The 18,905-nt window shown below is 62.5% G+C and carries 18 protein-coding genes; 11 read left to right on the top strand and 7 right to left on the bottom strand.

All coding sequences use genetic code 11. The features are described 5' to 3' along the window. Nucleotides 1-11: 11 nt before the first annotated feature. The gene (locus BMW74_RS06185) at nucleotides 12-1,322 is read right to left on the bottom strand and encodes an NAD(P)/FAD-dependent oxidoreductase (protein ID WP_093415155.1); all 1,311 of its coding nucleotides are present in this window, start codon (nucleotides 1,320-1,322) and stop codon (nucleotides 12-14) included. A gap of 148 nt (nucleotides 1,323-1,470) precedes the next feature. On the opposite strand from BMW74_RS06185, the gene BMW74_RS06180 reads away from it, so the two are divergent. Then, the gene (locus BMW74_RS06180) at nucleotides 1,471-1,824 is read left to right on the top strand and encodes a YkgJ family cysteine cluster protein (RefSeq protein WP_093415152.1); all 354 of its coding nucleotides are present in this window, start codon (nucleotides 1,471-1,473) and stop codon (nucleotides 1,822-1,824) included. Nucleotides 1,825-1,924: 100 nt separating this feature from the next. Here BMW74_RS06180 and BMW74_RS06175 read toward each other — a convergent pair whose 3' ends face one another. Further along, entirely contained in the window at nucleotides 1,925-2,413 is a 489-nt protein-coding gene (locus BMW74_RS06175; RefSeq protein WP_003177284.1) for an Lrp/AsnC ligand binding domain-containing protein, read from the bottom strand. 156 nt (nucleotides 2,414-2,569) lie between these two features. Here BMW74_RS06175 and dadA point away from each other — a divergent pair, with 156 nt between their 5' ends. From dadA to BMW74_RS06145, 6 genes are all read left to right on the top strand, one after another. Further along, on the top strand, nucleotides 2,570-3,874 hold the full coding sequence (dadA, locus tag BMW74_RS06170) for a D-amino acid dehydrogenase (protein WP_093415149.1): 1,305 nt from the start codon (nucleotides 2,570-2,572) through the stop codon (nucleotides 3,872-3,874). Next, entirely contained in the window at nucleotides 3,846-4,199 is a 354-nt protein-coding gene (locus BMW74_RS06165; RefSeq protein ID WP_093415146.1) for a RidA family protein, read from the top strand. Before dadA ends, BMW74_RS06165 begins: the two co-directional genes overlap by 29 nt. Before the next feature lie 91 nt (nucleotides 4,200-4,290). Then, nucleotides 4,291-5,364: an alanine racemase gene (gene alr / locus BMW74_RS06160; RefSeq protein ID WP_093415143.1), complete on the top strand. Its 1,074-nt coding sequence runs from the start codon at nucleotides 4,291-4,293 to the stop codon at nucleotides 5,362-5,364. 130 nt (nucleotides 5,365-5,494) lie between these two features. After that, complete coding sequence (locus BMW74_RS06155; protein WP_093415140.1) at nucleotides 5,495-6,043, top strand: cupin domain-containing protein; 549 nt, start codon at nucleotides 5,495-5,497, stop codon at nucleotides 6,041-6,043. Between the two features lie 182 nt (nucleotides 6,044-6,225). Next, on the top strand, nucleotides 6,226-6,639 hold the full coding sequence (locus BMW74_RS06150) for a c-type cytochrome (RefSeq protein ID WP_093415138.1): 414 nt from the start codon (nucleotides 6,226-6,228) through the stop codon (nucleotides 6,637-6,639). A 135-nt stretch (nucleotides 6,640-6,774) separates the two neighbouring features. Then, the gene (locus BMW74_RS06145; RefSeq protein WP_093415136.1) at nucleotides 6,775-8,697 is read left to right on the top strand and encodes an acetyl-CoA hydrolase/transferase C-terminal domain-containing protein; all 1,923 of its coding nucleotides are present in this window, start codon (nucleotides 6,775-6,777) and stop codon (nucleotides 8,695-8,697) included. 136 nt (nucleotides 8,698-8,833) lie between these two features. Here the strand turns inward: BMW74_RS06145 and BMW74_RS06140 are convergent, their stop codons facing one another. Next, nucleotides 8,834-9,406, bottom strand: a complete 573-nt coding sequence (locus BMW74_RS06140; RefSeq protein WP_093415133.1) for a xanthine phosphoribosyltransferase — start codon at nucleotides 9,404-9,406, stop codon at nucleotides 8,834-8,836. Between the two features lie 56 nt (nucleotides 9,407-9,462). Next, a complete protein-coding gene (gene rep, locus BMW74_RS06135) occupies nucleotides 9,463-11,472 on the bottom strand; it encodes a DNA helicase Rep (protein ID WP_093415130.1) in 2,010 nt (669 codons plus the stop codon). 267 nt (nucleotides 11,473-11,739) lie between these two features. Between rep and BMW74_RS06130 the strand changes: the two genes are divergently transcribed. After that, entirely contained in the window at nucleotides 11,740-13,413 is a 1,674-nt protein-coding gene (locus tag BMW74_RS06130; protein WP_093415127.1) for a putative bifunctional diguanylate cyclase/phosphodiesterase, read from the top strand. 23 nt (nucleotides 13,414-13,436) lie between these two features. On the opposite strand, the gene BMW74_RS06125 is transcribed toward BMW74_RS06130, so the two are convergent. Then, nucleotides 13,437-14,834: a NorM family multidrug efflux MATE transporter gene (locus BMW74_RS06125; protein WP_093415124.1), complete on the bottom strand. Its 1,398-nt coding sequence runs from the start codon at nucleotides 14,832-14,834 to the stop codon at nucleotides 13,437-13,439. A gap of 152 nt (nucleotides 14,835-14,986) precedes the next feature. On the opposite strand from BMW74_RS06125, the gene BMW74_RS06120 reads away from it, so the two are divergent. Then, nucleotides 14,987-15,907: a LysR substrate-binding domain-containing protein gene (locus BMW74_RS06120; RefSeq protein WP_093415121.1), complete on the top strand. Its 921-nt coding sequence runs from the start codon at nucleotides 14,987-14,989 to the stop codon at nucleotides 15,905-15,907. 12 nt (nucleotides 15,908-15,919) lie between these two features. Here the strand turns inward: BMW74_RS06120 and BMW74_RS06115 are convergent, their stop codons facing one another. Then, nucleotides 15,920-17,413: a YifB family Mg chelatase-like AAA ATPase gene (locus BMW74_RS06115; protein ID WP_093416054.1), complete on the bottom strand. Its 1,494-nt coding sequence runs from the start codon at nucleotides 17,411-17,413 to the stop codon at nucleotides 15,920-15,922. A 127-nt stretch (nucleotides 17,414-17,540) separates the two neighbouring features. Here BMW74_RS06115 and BMW74_RS06110 point away from each other — a divergent pair, with 127 nt between their 5' ends. Then, nucleotides 17,541-17,864 carry a hypothetical protein gene (locus BMW74_RS06110; protein WP_139208373.1) on the top strand — a complete coding sequence of 108 codons (324 nt, stop codon included), beginning with the start codon at nucleotides 17,541-17,543 and terminating at the stop codon, nucleotides 17,862-17,864. Nucleotides 17,865-17,902: 38 nt separating this feature from the next. Here the strand turns inward: BMW74_RS06110 and BMW74_RS06105 are convergent, their stop codons facing one another. Next, nucleotides 17,903-18,163, bottom strand: coding sequence for an accessory factor UbiK family protein (locus BMW74_RS06105; protein ID WP_093415115.1), 261 nt, complete (start codon nucleotides 18,161-18,163; stop codon nucleotides 17,903-17,905). Between the two features lie 400 nt (nucleotides 18,164-18,563). On the opposite strand from BMW74_RS06105, the gene glnK reads away from it, so the two are divergent. After that, a complete protein-coding gene (gene glnK / locus BMW74_RS06100) occupies nucleotides 18,564-18,902 on the top strand; it encodes a P-II family nitrogen regulator (protein WP_002555808.1) in 339 nt (112 codons plus the stop codon). Nucleotides 18,903-18,905 lie beyond the last annotated feature (3 nt).

Here is an 18,905-nt window from a genome sequence, read left to right as displayed (position 1 = left end):
CGGCCAGGCCTTCAGATCAACTCTTTCATCCGATGCCACAACATCCCCAGCGCCAGCAGCGGCGAGCGCAGGTGCTTGCCGCCCGGGAAGGTCATGTGTGGCACGTTGGCGAACAGGTCGAAACCGCCGCCTTGCTGGCCGCTGATGGCTTCGGCCAGCAGCTTGCCGGCCAGGTGGGTGGCATTCACCCCGTGGCCGGAATAGGCCTGGGCGTAATACACGTTCGGCTGGTCCGCGAGTCGACCGATCTGCGGCAGGCGATTGGCGCCGATCCCGATCATCCCGCCCCACTGATAGTCGATCTTGACGCCGACCAGTTGCGGGAACACCTCCAGCATCTTTGGTCGCATATAGGCGCCGATGTCGGCTGGATCGCGTCCGGAGTAGTGGCAAGCGCCGCCAAACAGCAAGCGTCGATCCGCCGAGAGCCGGTAGTAATCCAGCGCCACCCGCTGGTCGCAGACCGCCATGTTTTGCGGGAGCAGGGCGTGGGCCTGCGCTTCGCTCAAGGGCTCGGTGGCAATGATATAGCTGCCGGCAGGCAGGACTTTGCCGCTGAGTTCGGGGTTCAGGTGGTTGAGGTAGGCGTTGCAGCCCAGCACCAGGGTCTTGGCGCGGACCGTGCCTTGCGCGGTGTGGACCTTGACCTCTGGGCCGTAGTCGATGCGGGTCACGGCCGATTGCTCGAACAACTGCACGCCCAGTTGCTGCGCGGCGGCGGCCTCGCCCAGGGCCAGGTTCAGCGGGTGAAGGTGCCCGGAACCCATGTCGATCAGGCCACCGACATAGCGGTTGGAGCCCACCACGCTGTGCATTTCGTCAGCTTGCAGCAGCCGGGTTTCGTGGCGATAACCCAGCTCGCGCAACTCGGCGGCGTCCTCGGCGAAACCTTCCAGGTCGCGTGGCTTGTTGGCCAGGTCGCAATAGCCCCAGGTCAGGTCGCAGGGGATCTGGAACTGCTCCACACGCTGGCGCACGATCTCCACCGCTTCCAGGCCCATGAGCTTGAGTTGGCGCACACCGTCGGTGCCGATCACGTTGCTGAACTGGTCCACGCCATGGCCGACCCCGCGAATCAGCTGCCCGCCGTTGCGTCCGCTGGCGCCCCAGCCGATCTTGTGGGCTTCGAGCAGCACCACGCTCAGGCCGCGCTGGGCCAGTTCGATGGCGGTGTTGAGCCCGGAGAAGCCACCGCCGACCACGCACACGTCGGCCCGCAACTCGCCTTGCAGCGCGGGAAGGACCGGCTGCGGCAGGCTGCTGGCGGCGTAGTAGGAAGCGGTGTGGTCGCTCTGGGCGGGCGGCTGGACACGGGCTGTCATGGGCAATCCTGAAGGCTGGGGTGTTGAGTAAATTTTACGGAGCATAAGCCGGACCTTCCGGCGCGGGCAACACTGGTCGCCTGTTGCTGTCTGGTTCGCGGGGTTTAAGGCACAATCGTGGCCATTCCTCTTACCGGTATTCGTTTCGATGAGTTGCAACCGTCAGACCGTACGCACGTTGCGCCAGCAAATCCCCTCGTTCGAGTGCGTACCAGGCTGCCACGACTGCTGTGGGCCGGTGACCACCTCGCCGGAAGAAATGTCGCGCCTGCCGCGCAAGACCCGCGCCGAACAGGACGCCGCCATGGACGAGCTCAACTGCGTCCACCTGGGCCCCGACGGTTGCACCGTGTATGAAGAGCGGCCGCTGATCTGCCGCCTGTTCGGCACCACCAAGACCCTGCCGTGCCCCAATGGCCGGGGGCCGGTGGAGTTGATCCACCCGCAGGTCGAGGCGCAGGTGTTCGAGTACATGGCATCGAACCGGCAGGTCCTGGTTTAACGCGTCGATGGGGTCGCGAGCAGGCTCGCGCCCACCCGCAACACCCTACCTGTGGGAGCGAGCCTGCTCGCGAATGAGGCCACAGCAGGCACCGCCACTCTCAATCCGGAATCGGCAGGCTCAAGCTCTCCTTCACCTCTTCCATCACGATGTAGCTCTTGGATTCGCGCACATGGGGCAGCTTGAGCAGGATATCGCCCAGCAGCTTGCGGTATGACGCCATCTCGGAAATCCGCGCCTTCACCAGGTAGTCGAAATCCCCCGACACCAGGTGACACTCCAGCACGTGCGGCAACTTCAGCACCGCGCGGCGGAACTCTTCAAAGGTATCGCCGGACTTGTAGTCCAGGCTGATCTCGACGAACACCAGCAGGCTGCCCTTGAGGTGCTGCGGATTGAGCCGGGCGTTGTAGCCCATGATGATCCCTTCGCGCTCCAGGCGCCGCACCCGCTCGGTGCAGGGCGTGGTGGACAGGCCGACCTTTTCCCCCAACTCCGTGAATGAAATCCGCCCGTCCGCCTGGAGGATGCGCAGGATGTTGCGGTCGATCTTGTCCAGCTCACGTTTGGTCTGAGTGTTGGTGCGCATAGGGGATGCTCCTCCGTGAAAAGGGGTTTTGCCGAGAATTGTCGCCAAATATAGGTGCTTATATAGTGAAAAGCACTGGCTAATCTTTCTTACACTGCGCCCATCTGTGCTCTGAACAACAAACGTCAGCGGTGAAGCCGCGATGAGGGATTAAAAATGCGCGTTCTGGTCTTGGGTAGCGGCGTAATCGGTACCGCCAGTGCCTACTATTTGGCTCGGGCCGGCTTTGAAGTGACCGTCGTCGACCGTCAACCAGCCGCTGCCATGGAAACCAGCTTTGCCAACGCCGGGCAAGTCTCGCCGGGCTATGCCTCGCCGTGGGCCGCACCGGGCGTGCCGCTCAAGGCCATCAAGTGGCTGTTGCAGCGCCATGCGCCGCTGGCGATCAAGGCCACCGCCGACATCGATCAATACCTGTGGATGGCGCAGATGCTGCGCAACTGCACCGCCAGCCGCTACGCGGTGAACAAAGAGCGCATGGTCCGCCTGTCCGAGTACAGCCGTGACTGCCTCGACGAATTGCGCGCCGAAACCGGCATTGCCTACGAAGGCCGCATGCTGGGGACGACCCAACTGTTCCGGACCCAGGCGCAACTCGATGGCGCGGCCAAGGACATCGCCGTACTCAAGGAGTCCGGTGTACCGTTCGAGCTGCTCGACCGCGCCGGCATTGCCCGCGTCGAACCGGCCCTGGCCAACGTTACCGACATCCTCGCCGGTGCCCTGCGCCTGCCGAACGACCAGACTGGCGACTGCCAGATCTTCACCACGCGCCTGGCCGAAATGGCCGTGAAACTGGGCGTGGAGTTCCGCTTCGAGCAAGACATCCAACGTCTCGACTATGCCGGTGACCGGGTCAACGGTGTGTGGATCGACGGCAAGCTGGAAACCGCCGACCGCTACGTCATGGCGCTCGGCAGCTACTCGCCGCAGTTGCTCAAGCCGCTGGGCATCAAGGCCCCGGTCTACCCGCTCAAGGGTTACTCGCTGACCGTGCCGATCACCAACCCGGCGATGGCCCCGACCTCGACCATTCTCGACGAGACCTACAAGGTCGCGATCACCCGTTTCGACAACCGCATCCGTGTCGGCGGCATGGCCGAGATCGCCGGTTTTGACCTGTCGCTGAACCCGCGCCGGCGCGAAACGCTGGAGATGATCGTCAACGATCTTTATCCTCAGGGCGGCGATCTGGCGCAAGCCAGCTTCTGGACCGGCCTGCGTCCCACCACCCCGGACGGCACCCCGATTGTCGGCGCCACCCCGTTCAAGAACCTGTTCCTGAACACCGGTCATGGCACGCTCGGCTGGACCATGGCGTGTGGCTCCGGTCGCTTGCTGGCGGACCTGATGGCCAAGAAAACCCCGCAGATCAGCGCCGAAGGCCTCGATATTTCCCGTTACGGCAACACTACCCAGGAGTCCGCAAAACATGTCAATCCAGCGCCAGCTCACCAATGAGCGTTTGAGCCAGGTCGTCGTTCACGGCGGTACTGTGTACCTGGCAGGGCAAGTCGGCGATGACATGAGCGCCGGGATTGAACAGCAGACCCGCGAAACCCTCGCCAATATCGAGCGTTTGCTGGACCTGGCCGGTACCGACAAGGAACACCTGCTGTCGGTGACGATCTACCTCAGGGACATCGACGCCGACTTCGAAGGCATGAACGCGGTGTGGGACACGTGGCTGCCAAAAGGTGTCGCCCCGACCCGCGCGACCGTCGAGTCGAAGCTGTGCGAACCGGAAATCCTGGTTGAGCTGTCGGTCGTGGCAGCCCTGCCTTAACAACGATCCCTCTCCCGGTGCTGCGGGTGGTTAACCCCGCCAGCCAGTGCCGGTTTTTTCTTCCCCCAAGCCCGCCCAGAAGGCTGCCGTCATGCGTCCTGCTCGTGCCCTGATCGATCTTCAAGCCCTGCGTCACAACTATCAACTGGCCCGAGAAGTCTCGGGGGCTCGCGCCCTCGCGGTGATCAAGGCCGATGCCTATGGGCATGGCGCGGTGCGCTGTGCCATGGCGCTGGAGTCCGAGGCGGATGGTTTCGCCGTGGCCTGCATCGAAGAGGCCCTGGAGCTGCGGGCGGCGGGCATTCGTGCGCCGGTGCTGCTGCTGGAAGGCTTCTTCGAGGCGGATGAGCTGGCGTTGATTGTCGAGCACGACTTGTGGTGCGTGGTGCACTCGCTGTGGCAGCTCGAAGCGATCGAGAAAGCGCCGCTGAGCAAGCCGATCACGGTCTGGCTCAAGCTGGACTCGGGCATGCACCGGGTCGGCCTGCACCCGGCGGACTATCAGGCGGCGTATCAGCGCCTGCTGGCCTGCGGCAAGGTCGCGAAGATCGTGCTGATGAGCCACTTTGCCCGTGCCGACGAATTGCACAGCACCAGTGCCATCGAGCAGGTCGCGGTGTTCGAAGCCGCCCGCAAAGGGTTGTCGGCGCAAGTCAGCCTGCGCAACTCGCCGGCATTGCTCGGTTGGCCGCAGGTGCCCAGTGATTGGGTGCGTCCGGGCATCATGCTGTACGGCGCGACCCCGTTCGAAGAAGCCAACGCCGTCGCCGCTCGCTTGCAGCCGGTGATGACCCTGGAATCGAAAGTCATCAGCGTGCGTGAACTGCCGGCTGGCGAGCCGGTGGGCTATGGCGCCAAATTCATCACCCCACGGCCAATGCGCATTGGCGTGGTCGCCATGGGGTATGCCGACGGTTACCCGCGCCAGGCCCCGACCGGCACGCCGGTGCTGGTGGCCGGGCAGCGCAGCCAACTGGTGGGCCGGGTATCGATGGACATGCTGTGCATCGACTTGACCGACATACCGCACGCCGGCCTGGGTTCGACGGTCGAGTTGTGGGGCAAAAACATCCTGGCCAGTGACATCGCCGCTGCGGCAGACACGATTCCTTACCAGATTTTCTGCAACCTCAAGCGAGTGCCACGGCTCTACAACGAGGGCTGATAGGCCGCAGGCGTGCCAGCAAGCCGCCCGGGTTTGCGGCACCGGGGGGCTCAAGTGTTGTAAATACTGAACGCTGTCGCCATGATAACGCTCACTATCGACACCACTTGAATCCTGGGAGGCTAATGCATTGGACGTCGGCGAACGACTGCAATCGATCCGTAAACTCAAAGGTCTGTCCCAGCGTGAGCTCGCCAAACGCGCGGGTGTCACCAACAGCACCATTTCCATGATCGAGAAAAACAGTGTCAGCCCCTCCATCAGTTCGCTGAGGAAGGTGCTTGGCGGCATTCCCATGTCCATGGTCGAGTTCTTTTCCGAGGAGATCCTCCAGGAGAACCCGACGCAAATTGTCTATAAAGCCAACGAACTGATTGATATCTCTGACGGCGCCGTGACCATGAAATTGGTCGGCAAGGCCCATCCGAGCCGCACCATCGCCTTCCTCAATGAGATCTACCCGCCGGGCGCCGATACCGGCGAAGAGATGCTCACCCACGAGGGCGAAGAAACCGGGATCCTGCTTGAAGGGCGATTGGAACTGGTGGTCGGGCTGGAGACATTCGTCCTCGAAGCCGGTGACAGCTACTATTTTGAAAGCACTAAGCCCCATCGCTTCCGTAACCCGTTTGATGCCCCGGCGCGGCTAATCAGCGCAGCGACCCCGGCGAATTTTTAATAAAAAAGGCGCCCGGCAAGACTTTGCGAGGTGCCCGAGCGGTATTTTCGCCATCACTCAATACCCCTTGGAGTTTAGGGTTGTTTCCGTGTGGCGGGCTAACCGCTATACTTGCGCCCGCCTGCGAACCGTGGCCGTGGGCGTGACTAGCCACCATTGAGGGTGAACGCGTGAACCTAATTATGAAAATGCTGGCCGTACCAGCAACCGTATTGGCCCTGTGGGCTACCAGCGCCCAGGCGACGACGTCCGACGATATCGCTAAACGCCTTGAACCCGTTGGTAAGGTTTGCGTTCAGGGTGAGGAATGCAAGGGCATGGACGTCGTTGCTTCGGCAGGTGGCGGTGGCGCGAAAACCCCTGATGAGGTGATTGCCAAACACTGTAACGCTTGCCATGGTACTGGCCTGCTGGGCGCACCGAAAATCGGTGACAGCGCGGCCTGGAAAGACCGTGCCGATCACCAGGGCGGTTTGTCCGGCCTGCTGGCCAAGGCGATCACTGGCCTGAACGCCATGCCGCCAAAAGGCACCTGCTCCGACTGCTCGGATGACGAGTTGAAGGGTGCGATCGAGAAGATGTCCGGCTTGAAATAAGCGCACATCTGCAGCGAAAAAGCCGCTTTCGAGCGGCTTTTTTGTACCTGAAATTTGACCTCAAGGCTGGTCATGACCGGCAAGACCCGGCAAGCTCGACCTATCGCCATTGATGGCTGGGTCGGGAGAAGTCTGATGATGCAGTCCGTTTCAATCGAGCAAGCCGTCGATGACGTGCTCGCCCGTTTGCCCGCGCATATTCACCTCGGCATGCCGCTGGGGCTGGGCAAGCCCAATCGCTTCGTCAACGCGCTCTACCGGCGTATCGCCCAGTTGCCCGAGCGCCAATTGACGGTGTACACCGCCTTGAGCTTGGGGCGCCCTGCGCTGGGCGATGGCCTGCAGCGGCGCTTTCTTGAGCCGTTCATCGAACGTGTGTTCGGCGATTACCCGGAACTGGACTACCTCGCTGACCTGCATCGCGACCGTTTGCCGCCCAACATTCATATCGAACAATTCTTCATGCAGCCGGGCAGCCTGCTGCACAGCGAGTCCGCCCAGCAGGACTACGTCTGCAGCAACTACAGCCACGCTGCCCGGGATATCAACGCCGCCGGCTTGAACCTGGTGGCGCAACTGGTGGCCCATGATCCCCTGCAGCCCGAGCGACTGAGCCTGAGCTGCAACCCGGACATCACCCTCGATCTGCTGCCGATGATCGCCAAGCGCCGGGCCGCCGGGGACACCATCCTGCTGCTCGGCCAGGTCCACCGCGACCTGCCGTACATGCCCGGTGACGCGCAAGTGGAGCGTGGGATCTTTGACCTGCTGATCGACGAGCAGGAGACCCGCACGCTGTTCTCCACGCCGAACATGCCGGTCGGCCTGCAGGATCACTTCATTGGCCTGCATGCCAGCACCCTGGTGCGCGACGGGGGCACCCTGCAAATCGGCATTGGCGCCATGGGCGATGCGTTGACGGCCGCCTTGCTCGCCCGCCAGGCCGACAACGACGGCTATCGCGCGTTGCTGACCGACCTCGACGTGCACCAGTGGGCCCCGCTGATCAGCCGTGAAGGCGGTGTGGCGCCCTTCGCCAAGGGGCTTTATGGCTGCAGCGAAATGTTCGTCAACGGCCTGCTGGCGCTGTCCGATGCCGGGATCGTGCGCCGCAAGGTCTACCCCAGCGTCGAGCTGCAGCAGCAGGCCAACGCCGGTACGCTGGACGAAGCGGCCCGCCAGGACGGGGTGTCGGTGCACGGCGGATTCTTCCTCGGGCCGCGCAGTTTCTACCAGCGTCTAAGGGATTTGCCCCACGCAAAACTCGCTGAATTCAACATGACCGCCATCAGCTACATCAACGAGCTGTATGGCCAGGAAGCGCTCAAGCGCTTGCAGCGCCTGGATGCGCGGTTTATCAACAGCGCGTTCACCGTGACCCTGATGGGGGCCGGGGTGGCGGATCAGCTGGAAGACGGCCGCGTGCTCAGCGGGGTGGGCGGGCAATACAATTTTGTGGTCCAGGGCCATGCGCTGGAGGGCGCGCGTTCGATTCTGATCCTGCGCAGTTGGCGTGAGTCGGGAGGGGATGTCAGTTCCAACATCGTCTGGGCATACGGTCACTGCACCATTCCCAGGCACCTGCGCGACATCGTGGTCACCGAGTACGGCATTGCCGACCTGCGGGGCAAGACCGATGCCAAGGTGATCGAGGCGTTGCTCAACATCAGTGACTCGCGCTTCCAGCCAGGCTTGATCGAGCAGGCGCAGAAGGCCGGCAAGCTGGCGAAGGATTTCGCCCTTGATCCGCGCTTTGCCGACAACACGCCCCAGCGTCTGCAGGGGATTGCCGCCCGTCATCGGCCGTTGTTCCCGGAGTATCCGCTGGGCAGTGATTTCACCCCGCAGGAGCGGGATATATTGCGCGCACTGAACTGGCTCAAGAGCAAGTTCAAGCTCAGCGAGATCCTGGAATTGGGCAAGGCTGCGCTGGACGCGCCGGAGCCGTCCGACTACCTGGCGCATCTTGAGCGGATGAAGCTGACCAAGCCCGACGGCCTGAAAGAAGAGCTGTACCAGCGGTTGTTGCTGGCAGGCTTGAAGGCCACCACGCAGTAACGACGGGCACAAGGCACCTGTGGGATCGGGCTTGCTCGCGATGAGGCCAAAACATCCGACATCGCTGTCGACTGTTCTACCGCCTTCGCGAGCAAGCCCGCTCCCACAGGGGCTGCGGTGTTCTTGCGTCTTGTACTTACTCGATAAAGGTTACAACGCCGCCCGCCAGGGATTTGACCCGGGCCAGGGATTCAACGCGGTAGCCTTGCGCGTCCAGTTCGGCGCGGCCGCCCTGGAACGACTTCTCGATTACGATGCCCAGGCCGGCGACGGTTGCGCCGGCTTGCTTGATGATCGAGATCAGCGCTTGCGAAGCCTTACCGTTGGCCAGGAAGTCGTCGATGATCAGCACGCGGTCGCTGCTGGTCAGGTGGCGCGGGGAGATGGCCACGGTGCTTTCGGTCTGCTTGGTGAACGAGTAGACGGTCGCCGACAGCAGGTTTTCCGTCAGGGTCAGGGACTGGTGCTTGCGGGCAAAAATCACCGGCACGCCCAGGTTCAGGCCCGTCATGATCGCCGGCGCAATGCCCGAGGCCTCGATGGTGACGATCTTGGTGATGCCCGAGTCCTTGAACAGCGCGGCGAACTCGTCGCCGATCAGCTTCATCAGGGCGGGATCGATCTGGTGGTTGAGAAAGGCATCGACCTTCAGGACGTGATCGGAAAGCACGATGCCTTCTTCGCGGATTTTCTTGTGCAGTGCTTCCATGAAGCGTTCCTCTACTGGCGCCTGTGCGCCGAAGGTCATTTTAAAAGGGGTCAATTCTAGCGCTTTAGCATCGCGCGTATATCCGCCAATGCCGTGTTGCCACGCACGGCTTTGACTTCGGTGGGGGTATCGTCGTTGCCTTCCCAGGCCAGGTCGTCCGGTGGCAGTTCATCGAGGAACCGGCTCGGGGAGCAGTCGATGATTTCGCCGTATTGCTTGCGCTTGGCCGCAAAGGTGAACGCCAATGTCTGACGCGCGCGGGTAATCCCGACGTAGGCCAGGCGTCGCTCTTCTTCGATGGTGTCGGCTTCGATGCTGGAGCGGTGGGGGAGGATTTCCTCTTCCATGCCCATGATGAACACGTAGGGGAATTCCAGGCCCTTGGACGCATGCAAGGTCATCATCTGCACGCCCTCGGCGCCGTCTTCCTCTTCCTGCTGGCGTTCGAGCATGTCGCGCAGCACCAGTTTGCCGATGGCATCTTCGACAGTCATTTCGCCGTCTTCGTCTTTTTCCAGGGTGTTCTTCAACGCCTCGATCAGGAACCACACGTTACCCATGCGGTAGTCGGCGGCCTTGTCGCTGGAGCTGTTGGTGCGCAGCCAGTTTTCGTAGTCGATGTCCATGACCATGCTGCGCAGGGCCGAGATCGGGTCTTCGCCGGCGCACTGTTCGCGCACCCGGTCCATGAAGCGCTTGAAGCGCGACAGGCGGTCGGTGAAGCGGCTGTCCAGGTGTTCGCCCAGGCCGATTTCGTCGGTGGCGGCGTACATCGAGATCTTGCGTTCGGTGGCGTAGTTGCCGAGCTTTTCCAGGGTGGTTGAGCCGATTTCCCGGCGGGGCACGTTGATCACCCGCAAGAAGGCGTTGTCGTCATCCGGGTTCACGATCAGGCGGAAGTAGGCCATCAGGTCTTTGACTTCCTGGCGCCCGAAAAAGCTGTTGCCGCCCGACAGGCGATAGGGCACCTGGTGATGCTGCAACTTCAGCTCGATCAGCTTGGCCTGGTAGTTGCCGCGATAGAGGATCGCGAAGTCGCTGTAGGGGCGGTCGGTGCGCAAGTGCAGGCTGAGGATTTCCACGGCCACGCGCTCGGCTTCGGCGTCTTCGTTGCGGCAACGGATCACGCGGATTTCATCGCCGTGGCCCATCTCGCTCCACAGTTGCTTTTCGAACTCGTGGGGGTTGTTGGAGATCAGTACGTTGGCGCAGCGCAGGATACGGCTGGTGGAGCGATAGTTTTGCTCCAGCATCACCACTTTGAGGGACGGATAGTCGTCCTTGAGCAGCATCAGGTTTTCCGGGCGGGCGCCGCGCCAGGCGTAGATCGACTGGTCGTCATCACCGACCACGGTGAACTGGTTGCGTGTGCCGATCAGCAGCTTCACCAGCAGGTACTGGCTGGCGTTGGTGTCCTGGTATTCATCCACCAGCAGGTAGCGGACCTTGTTCTGCCACTTTTCGAGGATGTCGGGGTGTTCCTGGAACAGCTTCACCGGCTGCAGGATCAGGTCGTCGAAGTCCACGGCGTTGAACGCCTTGAGCGTGCGCTGGTAGTGGGTGTAGACGATGGCGGCGGTCTGCTCCTTGGGGTTGCGGGCGTTTTCCAGGGCCTCGGGCGGCAGTACCAGGTCGTTCTTCCAGGCGCCGATCATGTTCTTGATCTCGTCGACACCGTCGTCGCCCGCGTATTCCTTTTGCATGATGTCGGTCATCAAGGCTTTGACGTCGGTCTCGTCGAAGATCGAGAAACCGGGTTTATAGCCCAGCCGTCCATGCTCCTTGCGGATGATGTTCAGCCCCAGGTTGTGGAAGGTGCAGACCGTCAGGCCACGGCCTTCGCCGCCCTTGAGCAGGGTACCGACCCGCTCCTTCATCTCGCGGGCGGCCTTGTTGGTGAAGGTCATGGCGACGATGTACTGGGCGCGGATGCCGCAGTTCTGGATCAGGTGGGCAATTTTGCGGGTGATCACGCTGGTCTTGCCGGAGCCGGCACCGGCGAGCACCAAAAGAGGGCCGCCGACATAGCTCACGGCTTCTTGCTGCCGGGGATTGAGTCGGGACATGACGGTAAAAGGAGTCGTTTGCGAAAAGGGCGGGCATTTTAACAGGATGCGCAGATTCTGCCGCCTCTCTCCGACTTGTGACGTACCACGCGATCTAAATTTGCCGGTTTTGCTACTTTCCCTCAGGATGCGAGCTTAACGTGCATCTAAAGTTTGATTTAGAGCGGTATAAGATAGCGTTTGATAATCAATGTCATCGGTCATTGTTTACCTGCGCGACATAATGGCCCGCCGCCAACATCCTTTTGCAGAGTCTAGGGAGCTAGCTTGTCTACGCCTGTCGAACCCTTGCGTTTGCTGCTACTGGCGCCTGAGCCAGCGTGGGCAGCGTTGTTGCGCGAGTGTCTGGCTCCACTGGGGGGCTCGGCCGTGCTGATCAGTGCACCGACCTGGGAGTCGGTGAGTAGTCTATTTCGTGATGATCGCAACGCGGTGCTGCTGACGGTTCCAGCCCTTCAACCGGAGCCGGGGCGCTGCAGCCTGCCGACCGTCTTGTTACTGGAGCACGAACCGCAGACGCCGCCGGACGGTATCAGCGACTGGTTGATCCGCGACGGATTGAACGCCGATACCCTGCGTCGCTGCCTGCGCCATGTGCGTGAACGCGGTGTGCTGGAAAATACCTTGCGCAGCCTGGCCGAGCAGGACCCGCTGACGGGGATTGCCAACCGCCAGGGTTTCCAGACCTTACTGGCGGCGCGCCTGGCGGAAAACGAAGGCCGTGGCCTGGCGTTGGGGCACCTGGACCTGGACAACTTTCGCCACGCCAACGACGCACTCGGCCACCAGGCCGGTGACCGCTTGATCCTGCAGGTCGTGGCGCGGCTCAAGAGCCAGTTGGAGGCCTGTGATCAACTGGCCCGCCTGGGCAGCGACGAGTTCGCCTTGCTCATCGACACGCGCCGCGCGCCGCAACGCGCCGAGTGGATGGCCGAGCGCATTACCGAGGCGTTGTCCGAGCCCTACTGGGTAGACGGTGAAAGCCTGTTGATCGGCTCCAGCCTGGGCATTGCCCACGCCCGTGCCCAGGCCGGTGCCGATCCGCTGATGTGGCACGCGCACATCGCCATGCAACAGGCCAAGAGCACGCAGGGCTGCACCTTTCATATCTTCAACGAGCGCATCAACCGCAACGCACGCAGCATGGCCGACCTGGAAAGCGAGTTGCGCCGCGCCCTGCGCCGCGATGAGCTGGAGCTGCATTACCAGCCGCGGTTGAACCTGGAAGATGGCCAGATCCTCGGCCTCGAAGCCCTGGTGCGTTGGCGTCATGCCGAGCGTGGGCTGTTGCCGCCCAGTGAGTTCGTGCCGTTGGCCGAGCAGAGTGGCTTGATTGTGCCGCTGGGCTACTGGGTGATCTCCCGCGCCCTGCGTGACATGCAGGCGCTGCGTGAACGGGGCATACCGGCGTTGCACATGGCAATCAACCTGTCGTTCCGCCAGTTCCAGGACAGCCAGTTGTTGTCGACGCTCAGCCGCCTGATTGTCGAGCGCGGTGTCGAGGCGCAGTGGTTGGAGTTCGAACTGACGGAAACTGCGGTCATGCGCCGCAGCGACCTGGTCAAGCAGACCATGGATGCCTTGGGCCGCCTGGGCGTGCGCTTTTCGCTGGATGACTTCGGCACCGGCTTTTCATCGTTCGTGCACCTCAACAGCCTGCCGATCACCTTGCTCAAGATCGACAAAAGCTTTGTCGGCGGCATGGAACAGCGCGAAGAGAACCGCAAGCTGGTGCATGCCATGATCAACCTGGCCCACAACCTTCACCTGGAAGTGGTCGCCGAGGGCGTGGAGACCCCTGAGCAGATGGCGTTACTGCGCGGGTTTGGTTGCGATCAGGTGCAGGGTTACTTGATCAGCAAGCCGTTGCCTCTGGTGGAGTTGGTTGAGTACCTGACGTTCGGCAGCAACCCACAACTGCGATTGGGCGTCGTCAGCTAGCGGCGCCCAGCGGTGGGCGCCGATCAAGCCTGGGTGGCCTCGAATGTCGGCCGCGCAGGCGCTCGCTGGATCATCCGCTTCATCTTCCATTCAAAGGCCAGGGTCAGGCTCACGGCCGCACAGGCCAGGCCCAATGCCAGCCCCCACCATACGCCCGTCGGTCCCCAGTTCAGGTTGAAGGCCATCCACCACGCGGCGGGTGCGCCGATCAGCCAGTAACAACCCAGGCCGACGAGGAAGGTGGTCTTGGCGTCTTTCAGGCCACGGATGCAACCCATGGCGATGGTCTGCACACCGTCGAACAACTCAAACCAGGCCGCCACGGCCAGCAGGCTGACCGCCAGGCGGATGACCTCGGCGAATGCCGGGTCGTTGTGGTCCAGGAACAATCCCACCAACTGATTGGGCAGTAGCCAGAACACCATGGCAAACCCCAGCATCGATACCGCGCCAAAGACAATCCCGACCCGCCCGGCCAGGCGCGCATCCAGCAATTGCCCGGCGCCGTAGTGCTGGCCGATGCGCATGGTGATGGCATAGGACAACCCCGCAGGCACCATGAACGCCACGGACACGATCTGCAGGGCGACCTGGTGGGCGCCCAATTGCGTACTGCCCATGGTGCCCATGCACAGCGCCGCGAATGCGAACAAGCCGACTTCCACCGCGTAGGTGCCACCAATCGGCAGGCCCAGGCGCCAGAGCTCGCGCAGGTACGGGACGTTGAGGCGCGACAGGCCGCTACGCAACGGATAAGCGTTGTAGGCCGGGTGCCGGCGGATATGCCAGGCCAGGGCCAGCGCCATGCAGTTGGCGACGATGGCGGTGACCAGGCCAATGCCCACCAGGCCCAGCTTCGGCAGGCCGAACATCCCCGTGATCAGCGCGTAGTTGAGCAAGAAGTTGGCGACGGTGCCGACCAGGCTGATGACCATCACCGGCGTCGGCCGGCCAATGGCACTGGTGAACCCACGCAAGGCCATGAACGTCAGGTAGCCGGGCAGGGCGAGCGGCAAGACCAGCAGGAACTGGCCGGCCATCTGCACGTTGCTTTCGGTCTGGCCGAACAGCAGCAACACGGGCTTGAGGTTCCACAGCAGCACGGCCGCCACCAGGGCCATCAGCCACGCCAGCCACAACCCGGCCTGGGTCAGACGGGTGGCGCCCTCGATGTCGCCGGCGCCCTTGCGAATCGCCACCAGGGTCCCGACCGCGGCAATCACGCCGATGCAGAAAATCGACACGAAGGTGTAGCTCGCCGCCCCCAGGCCGCCCCCGGCCAGCGCCTCGGGGCTGATCCTGGCCATCATCAGGGTGTCGGTGAGGACCATCAGCATGTGCGCCAACTGCGAGGCGATCAGCGGCCCGGCCAGCCGCAGGATGGCCCAGAGTTCGGTACGCGCTGGATGCTGCATGATCATCACGCTCCTTTCGTCGAAAAATGTGCAAGCAAGCGATTCTCGGCGCTCTCAGGCAATTGCACAAAGGGATAAAAACGATTGCTCGCATGATTAAAACTCATGCTATGGGGATTCTGGTACGGTTTGCCAATTGCGCTATAGGAATTTTCCCGATGTCTCGTCGTCTTCCTCCCCTTTATGCCCTTCGTGCTTTCGAGGCGGCGGCACGGCATAGCTCCTTTACCCGTGCTGCCGAGGAATTATCGATCACCCAGAGCGCCGTGAGCCGCCATGTCCGCACCCTGGAGGACCACTTCGCCTGTCGGTTGTTCCTGCGCAACGGCCGCAACCTGCAATTGAGCGAAGCCGCCCGGCTGTTGTTGCCCGGGGTGCGTGAAGGTTTTTCGGCCCTGGAGCGGGCCTGCAATACCTTGCGCGCCGAAGATGACATCTTGCGCATGAAGGCGCCGTCGACCCTGACCATGCGCTGGCTGCTGGCCCGGCTCAGCCGTTTTCGGCATCTACAGCCTGGCAACGAAGTGCAATTGACCAGTGCCTGGATGGACGTCGACTCGGTGGACTTCAATCACGAACCCTTCGACTGTGCAGTGCTGTTGAGCAACGGGCGGTTCCCGCCGGACTGGGAGGCCAGCTACCTGTTCCCGGAGCTGCTGATCCCGGTGGGCGCTCCCGACGTGCTCAATGACCAGCCCTGGGATGTCCAGCGGCTGGTCAGCACTGAACTGCTGCACCCCACGCCTGACCGCCGCGACTGGCGCAGTTGGTTGGAGTGCATGGGCTTGTCCGACCAGGTGTCGCTCAAGGGCGGGCAGGTGTTCGACACCCTGGAGCTGGGGATGATTGCCGCCGCCCGTGGCTATGGCGTGTCGATGGGCGATTTGCTGATGGTGGCCGAGGATGTGGCCCAGGGCCGCTTGAGCCTGCCCTGGCCGACCGCGGTTGCCAGCGGTTTGAATTACTACCTGGTGTGGCCGAAAACCCGTCCAGGCGGCGAACGTCTGCGCCGCCTGAGCGACTTCCTGCAGGGCGAGGTGCAGGCCATGGAGTTGCCGGATGTGGCGCACCTGGGCTGAGGGGTGCCAGGGTCACTGATTCGACGGCCGATATTGCAGCGCTTCGGCCAGGTGTTGGCGATTGATGCACTCGACCTGCTCAAGGTCCGCTAGGGTGCGGGCAACCTTGAGCAGTCGATGGGCGGCCCGCAGTGACAGGGTGAGCCGTTCGCAGGCGCTTTCCAGCCAGTGTTCGTCGGCGCTGGATAACTGGCAGTGTCGCCGCAGCCCCGGCAGATCGAGGAAGGCATTGGCGCAGCCCTGGCGTTGGTGTTGCCGCTCCCGTGCCTCGGCGACCCACGTCGCGGCGCAGGCGGTGTCGTCGCCGGTCTTGGGCGTAGGGCTCAACGCCGTGGGTTCCCGGGCAACGGTCAAGTGCAGGTCGATGCGGTCGAGCAGCGGCCCCGACAGTTTGTTGCGGTAGCGCTGGATCATGTCCGGCGAGCAGCTACAGCGCCCGCTCGGCTCGCCAAGATAGCCGCAGGGACAGGGATTCATCGCGGCCACCAGCTGAAAGCGCGCCGGGAAACGCACGCGGTCCCGGGCCCGGGAGATCACGATGCAGCCTGACTCCAGGGGCTCCCTGAGAACCTCCAGCACCTTGCGATCAAACTCTGGAAGCTCGTCCAGAAACAGCACGCCATGGTGGGCGAGGGTGATCTCACCGGGCTGCGGTTTTGAGCCACCACCCACCAGCGCCGGGCCGGACGCCGAGTGGTGGGGCTGCCTGAACGGGCGCTGTGGCCAATGGGTGAGCGACACGCAACTGGCGACCGATTGAATCGCCGCGACCTCCAGCGCTTCGTGCTCGGCCAGCGGCGGCAACAATCCCGGCAAGCGGCTGGCCAGCAGGGTCTTGCCGGTGCCGGGTGGTCCGCTGAACAGCAGGTTATGGGCGCCGGCTGCGGCAATCAGCAGGGCGCGCTTGGCAGCGAGTTGTCCCTGCACTTCGTTCAAGTCGGGGTAGGGTTTGATGGCGTAGAGCAGACCGTCGCACACGTAGGGCTCGATAGGCGTGTGACCGTTGAAGTGCGCGACGGCCTGCAGCAGGTGATCCACCGCAATCACCTTCAACCCCGACGCCAGGCACGCCTCTTCGGCATTCGCCCGCGGTACCAGCAGGGTGCGCCCGGCCGCGCGCGCCGCCAGGGCGGCGGGCAATACCCCGCGAACCGCTCGCACTTCGCCGGACAAGGCCAACTCCCCCAGGCACTCCACCTCATCGAGCGTCAGCGTCGGTACCTGGACGCTGGCCGACAAGATGCCCAAGGCAATCGCCAGGTCGAACCGCCCGCCGTCCTTGGGCAGGTCGGCGGGGGCGAGGTTCAAGGTGATGCGTCGTGCCGGGAACTGCAGCCCGGAATTGATGATCGCGCTGCGTACCCGATCCTTGCTTTCCTTCACCGCTGCTTCGGGCAGCCCGACCATCGTCAGCGATGGCAAGCCGTTGGCCAGATGGACTTCGACCGTGACGGCGGGCGCCTCGACGCCCACCTGGGCGCGGCTGTGGACAATGGCCAGGGACATGATCATTCCTTGAAGTGACGGGAACCGCTTCCTGCGGTTCTTCAAGGGTAGTCGCGATACAGGGATCGAGGAGGCGACAGCGCAGGCAAACTTTCGCGGGATGTTGCGAGGGTGCAGTGTCATCAGCATGCTGAAGCGTGAACAGAAAGATATAGCCGCAGTGAAGTTTAAATTCAGACCATATTTGGGCTATGGTCGGCGACATCAAGCGCGATGCTTGTTGTTGTGCATGGAGCCAAAACTCAGAGAGTTCCCACACAGCTTTCCGATCAGCCCTGATGCCAGCGCTCTGGGTGTTCTTGGCTACCAGCAACTGCTGATCGCCCCCTATCGTATCGTTTTCGAGATTGTCGAAGATCGAAAAGAAGTCGCCGTGTATCTCGTATTACGGCAAAACCAGAGCCTTGAACCAGCGCTGATTCGCTACTGCCTGGTCGCTCCGATTCTCTAGGGTACGCCGCACAAGCCGATTGAATAGAGCGCTGTGGCTTAAGCCACCGGCGGATTCAGCCGTGCTTCCAGCTCCGCGACCTTCGCCTCAAGACTCTCCAGGCGTGCCCGAGTGCGCGCCAGCACGACCATCTGGCTGTCGAATTCTTCCCGGCTGACCAGGTCCAGCTTGCTGAAGCCGCTTTGCAGCAGGGCCTTGAACTGGCTTTCGATTTCGCTTTTCGGCAGCGGGGTTTCACCGCTGAACAGGCGGGAGGCGTGGCCGCTCAGGGCGTCGAGGAGGTCTTTGGGCGCGAGCATGGTGAGGGTCCTTAAATCAGTGGCCGGCAGTGTATCACGCAGTCTCGGTCGTCCATGGCATCGGCGTGGACGCACGTTTTTCGCGCATTTGCCCGGGCGCGGGCGCACCGTTGTTGTGCGTATCCACCGTGGGGATTGGCCATCGGTGCCGACGACGGCGAGCAAGAGATTGAATTCAGGGGATTTTCACGAGATGGCAAGCTTTCTGCTAAGACCAGAGTGGCCCATGCACTGATGCAGTCGCTGTGACGAATGCAGTGCGGCGCACGAAGTGGGAAGAGTTTCGTCAGCGCGGTCCGCTGACGTTGCCGACGACGCGTTACAAAGCCAGGCACTGCGCTTAGACTTGAGCCGGGTTTGTTTTCCTGGGGCAAGTCCACCAATTCGGGAGAGAGTTTTCATGAAGCTAGTCACTGCCATCATCAAGCCGTTCAAACTGGATGACGTACGCGAGTCGTTGTCCGAGATCGGCGTGCAGGGCATTACCGTCACTGAGGTCAAAGGCTTCGGTCGGCAGAAGGGTCACACCGAGCTGTATCGCGGCGCGGAATACGTGGTCGATTTCCTGCCCAAGGTGAAGATTGATGTCGCCATTGACGACAAGGATCTTGATCGGGTTATCGAGGCGATAACCAAGGCGGCCAACACCGGCAAGATCGGTGACGGCAAGATCTTCGTGGTCAATCTGGAACAGGCTATTCGCATCCGTACCGGCGAAACCGATACCGACGCAATCTAAGCC

It is taken from the genome of Pseudomonas sp. ok272 (genome assembly GCF_900109995.1).
Lineage (GTDB): Bacteria > Pseudomonadota > Gammaproteobacteria > Pseudomonadales > Pseudomonadaceae > Aquipseudomonas.
This window is presented reverse-complemented; position numbering and strand designations above follow the sequence as displayed.

Excerpts from the sequence above, each read along its gene's own strand:
- BMW74_RS06175 (WP_003177284.1), bottom strand. The coding sequence starts at position 2,413 with ATGCGCACCAACACTCAGACCAAACGTGAGCTGGACAAGATCGACCGC.
- BMW74_RS06120 (WP_093415121.1), top strand. The coding sequence starts at position 14,987 with ATGTCTCGTCGTCTTCCTCCCCTTTATGCCCTTCGTGCTTTCGAGGCG.
- BMW74_RS06180 (WP_093415152.1), top strand. The coding sequence starts at position 1,471 with ATGAGTTGCAACCGTCAGACCGTACGCACGTTGCGCCAGCAAATCCCC.
- BMW74_RS06140 (WP_093415133.1), bottom strand. The coding sequence starts at position 9,406 with ATGGAAGCACTGCACAAGAAAATCCGCGAAGAAGGCATCGTGCTTTCC.
- BMW74_RS06185 (WP_093415155.1), bottom strand. The coding sequence starts at position 1,322 with ATGACAGCCCGTGTCCAGCCGCCCGCCCAGAGCGACCACACCGCTTCC.
- alr (WP_093415143.1), top strand. The coding sequence starts at position 4,291 with ATGCGTCCTGCTCGTGCCCTGATCGATCTTCAAGCCCTGCGTCACAAC.
- BMW74_RS06150 (WP_093415138.1), top strand. The coding sequence starts at position 6,226 with ATGAAAATGCTGGCCGTACCAGCAACCGTATTGGCCCTGTGGGCTACC.
- glnK (WP_002555808.1), top strand. The coding sequence starts at position 18,564 with ATGAAGCTAGTCACTGCCATCATCAAGCCGTTCAAACTGGATGACGTA.
- rep (WP_093415130.1), bottom strand. The coding sequence starts at position 11,472 with ATGTCCCGACTCAATCCCCGGCAGCAAGAAGCCGTGAGCTATGTCGGC.
- dadA (WP_093415149.1), top strand. The coding sequence starts at position 2,570 with ATGCGCGTTCTGGTCTTGGGTAGCGGCGTAATCGGTACCGCCAGTGCC.
- BMW74_RS06115 (WP_093416054.1), bottom strand. The coding sequence starts at position 17,413 with ATGTCCCTGGCCATTGTCCACAGCCGCGCCCAGGTGGGCGTCGAGGCG.
- BMW74_RS06145 (WP_093415136.1), top strand. The coding sequence starts at position 6,775 with ATGATGCAGTCCGTTTCAATCGAGCAAGCCGTCGATGACGTGCTCGCC.
- BMW74_RS06165 (WP_093415146.1), top strand. The coding sequence starts at position 3,846 with ATGTCAATCCAGCGCCAGCTCACCAATGAGCGTTTGAGCCAGGTCGTC.
- BMW74_RS06110 (WP_139208373.1), top strand. The coding sequence starts at position 17,541 with ATGCTGAAGCGTGAACAGAAAGATATAGCCGCAGTGAAGTTTAAATTC.
- BMW74_RS06105 (WP_093415115.1), bottom strand. The coding sequence starts at position 18,163 with ATGCTCGCGCCCAAAGACCTCCTCGACGCCCTGAGCGGCCACGCCTCC.
- BMW74_RS06125 (WP_093415124.1), bottom strand. The coding sequence starts at position 14,834 with ATGATCATGCAGCATCCAGCGCGTACCGAACTCTGGGCCATCCTGCGG.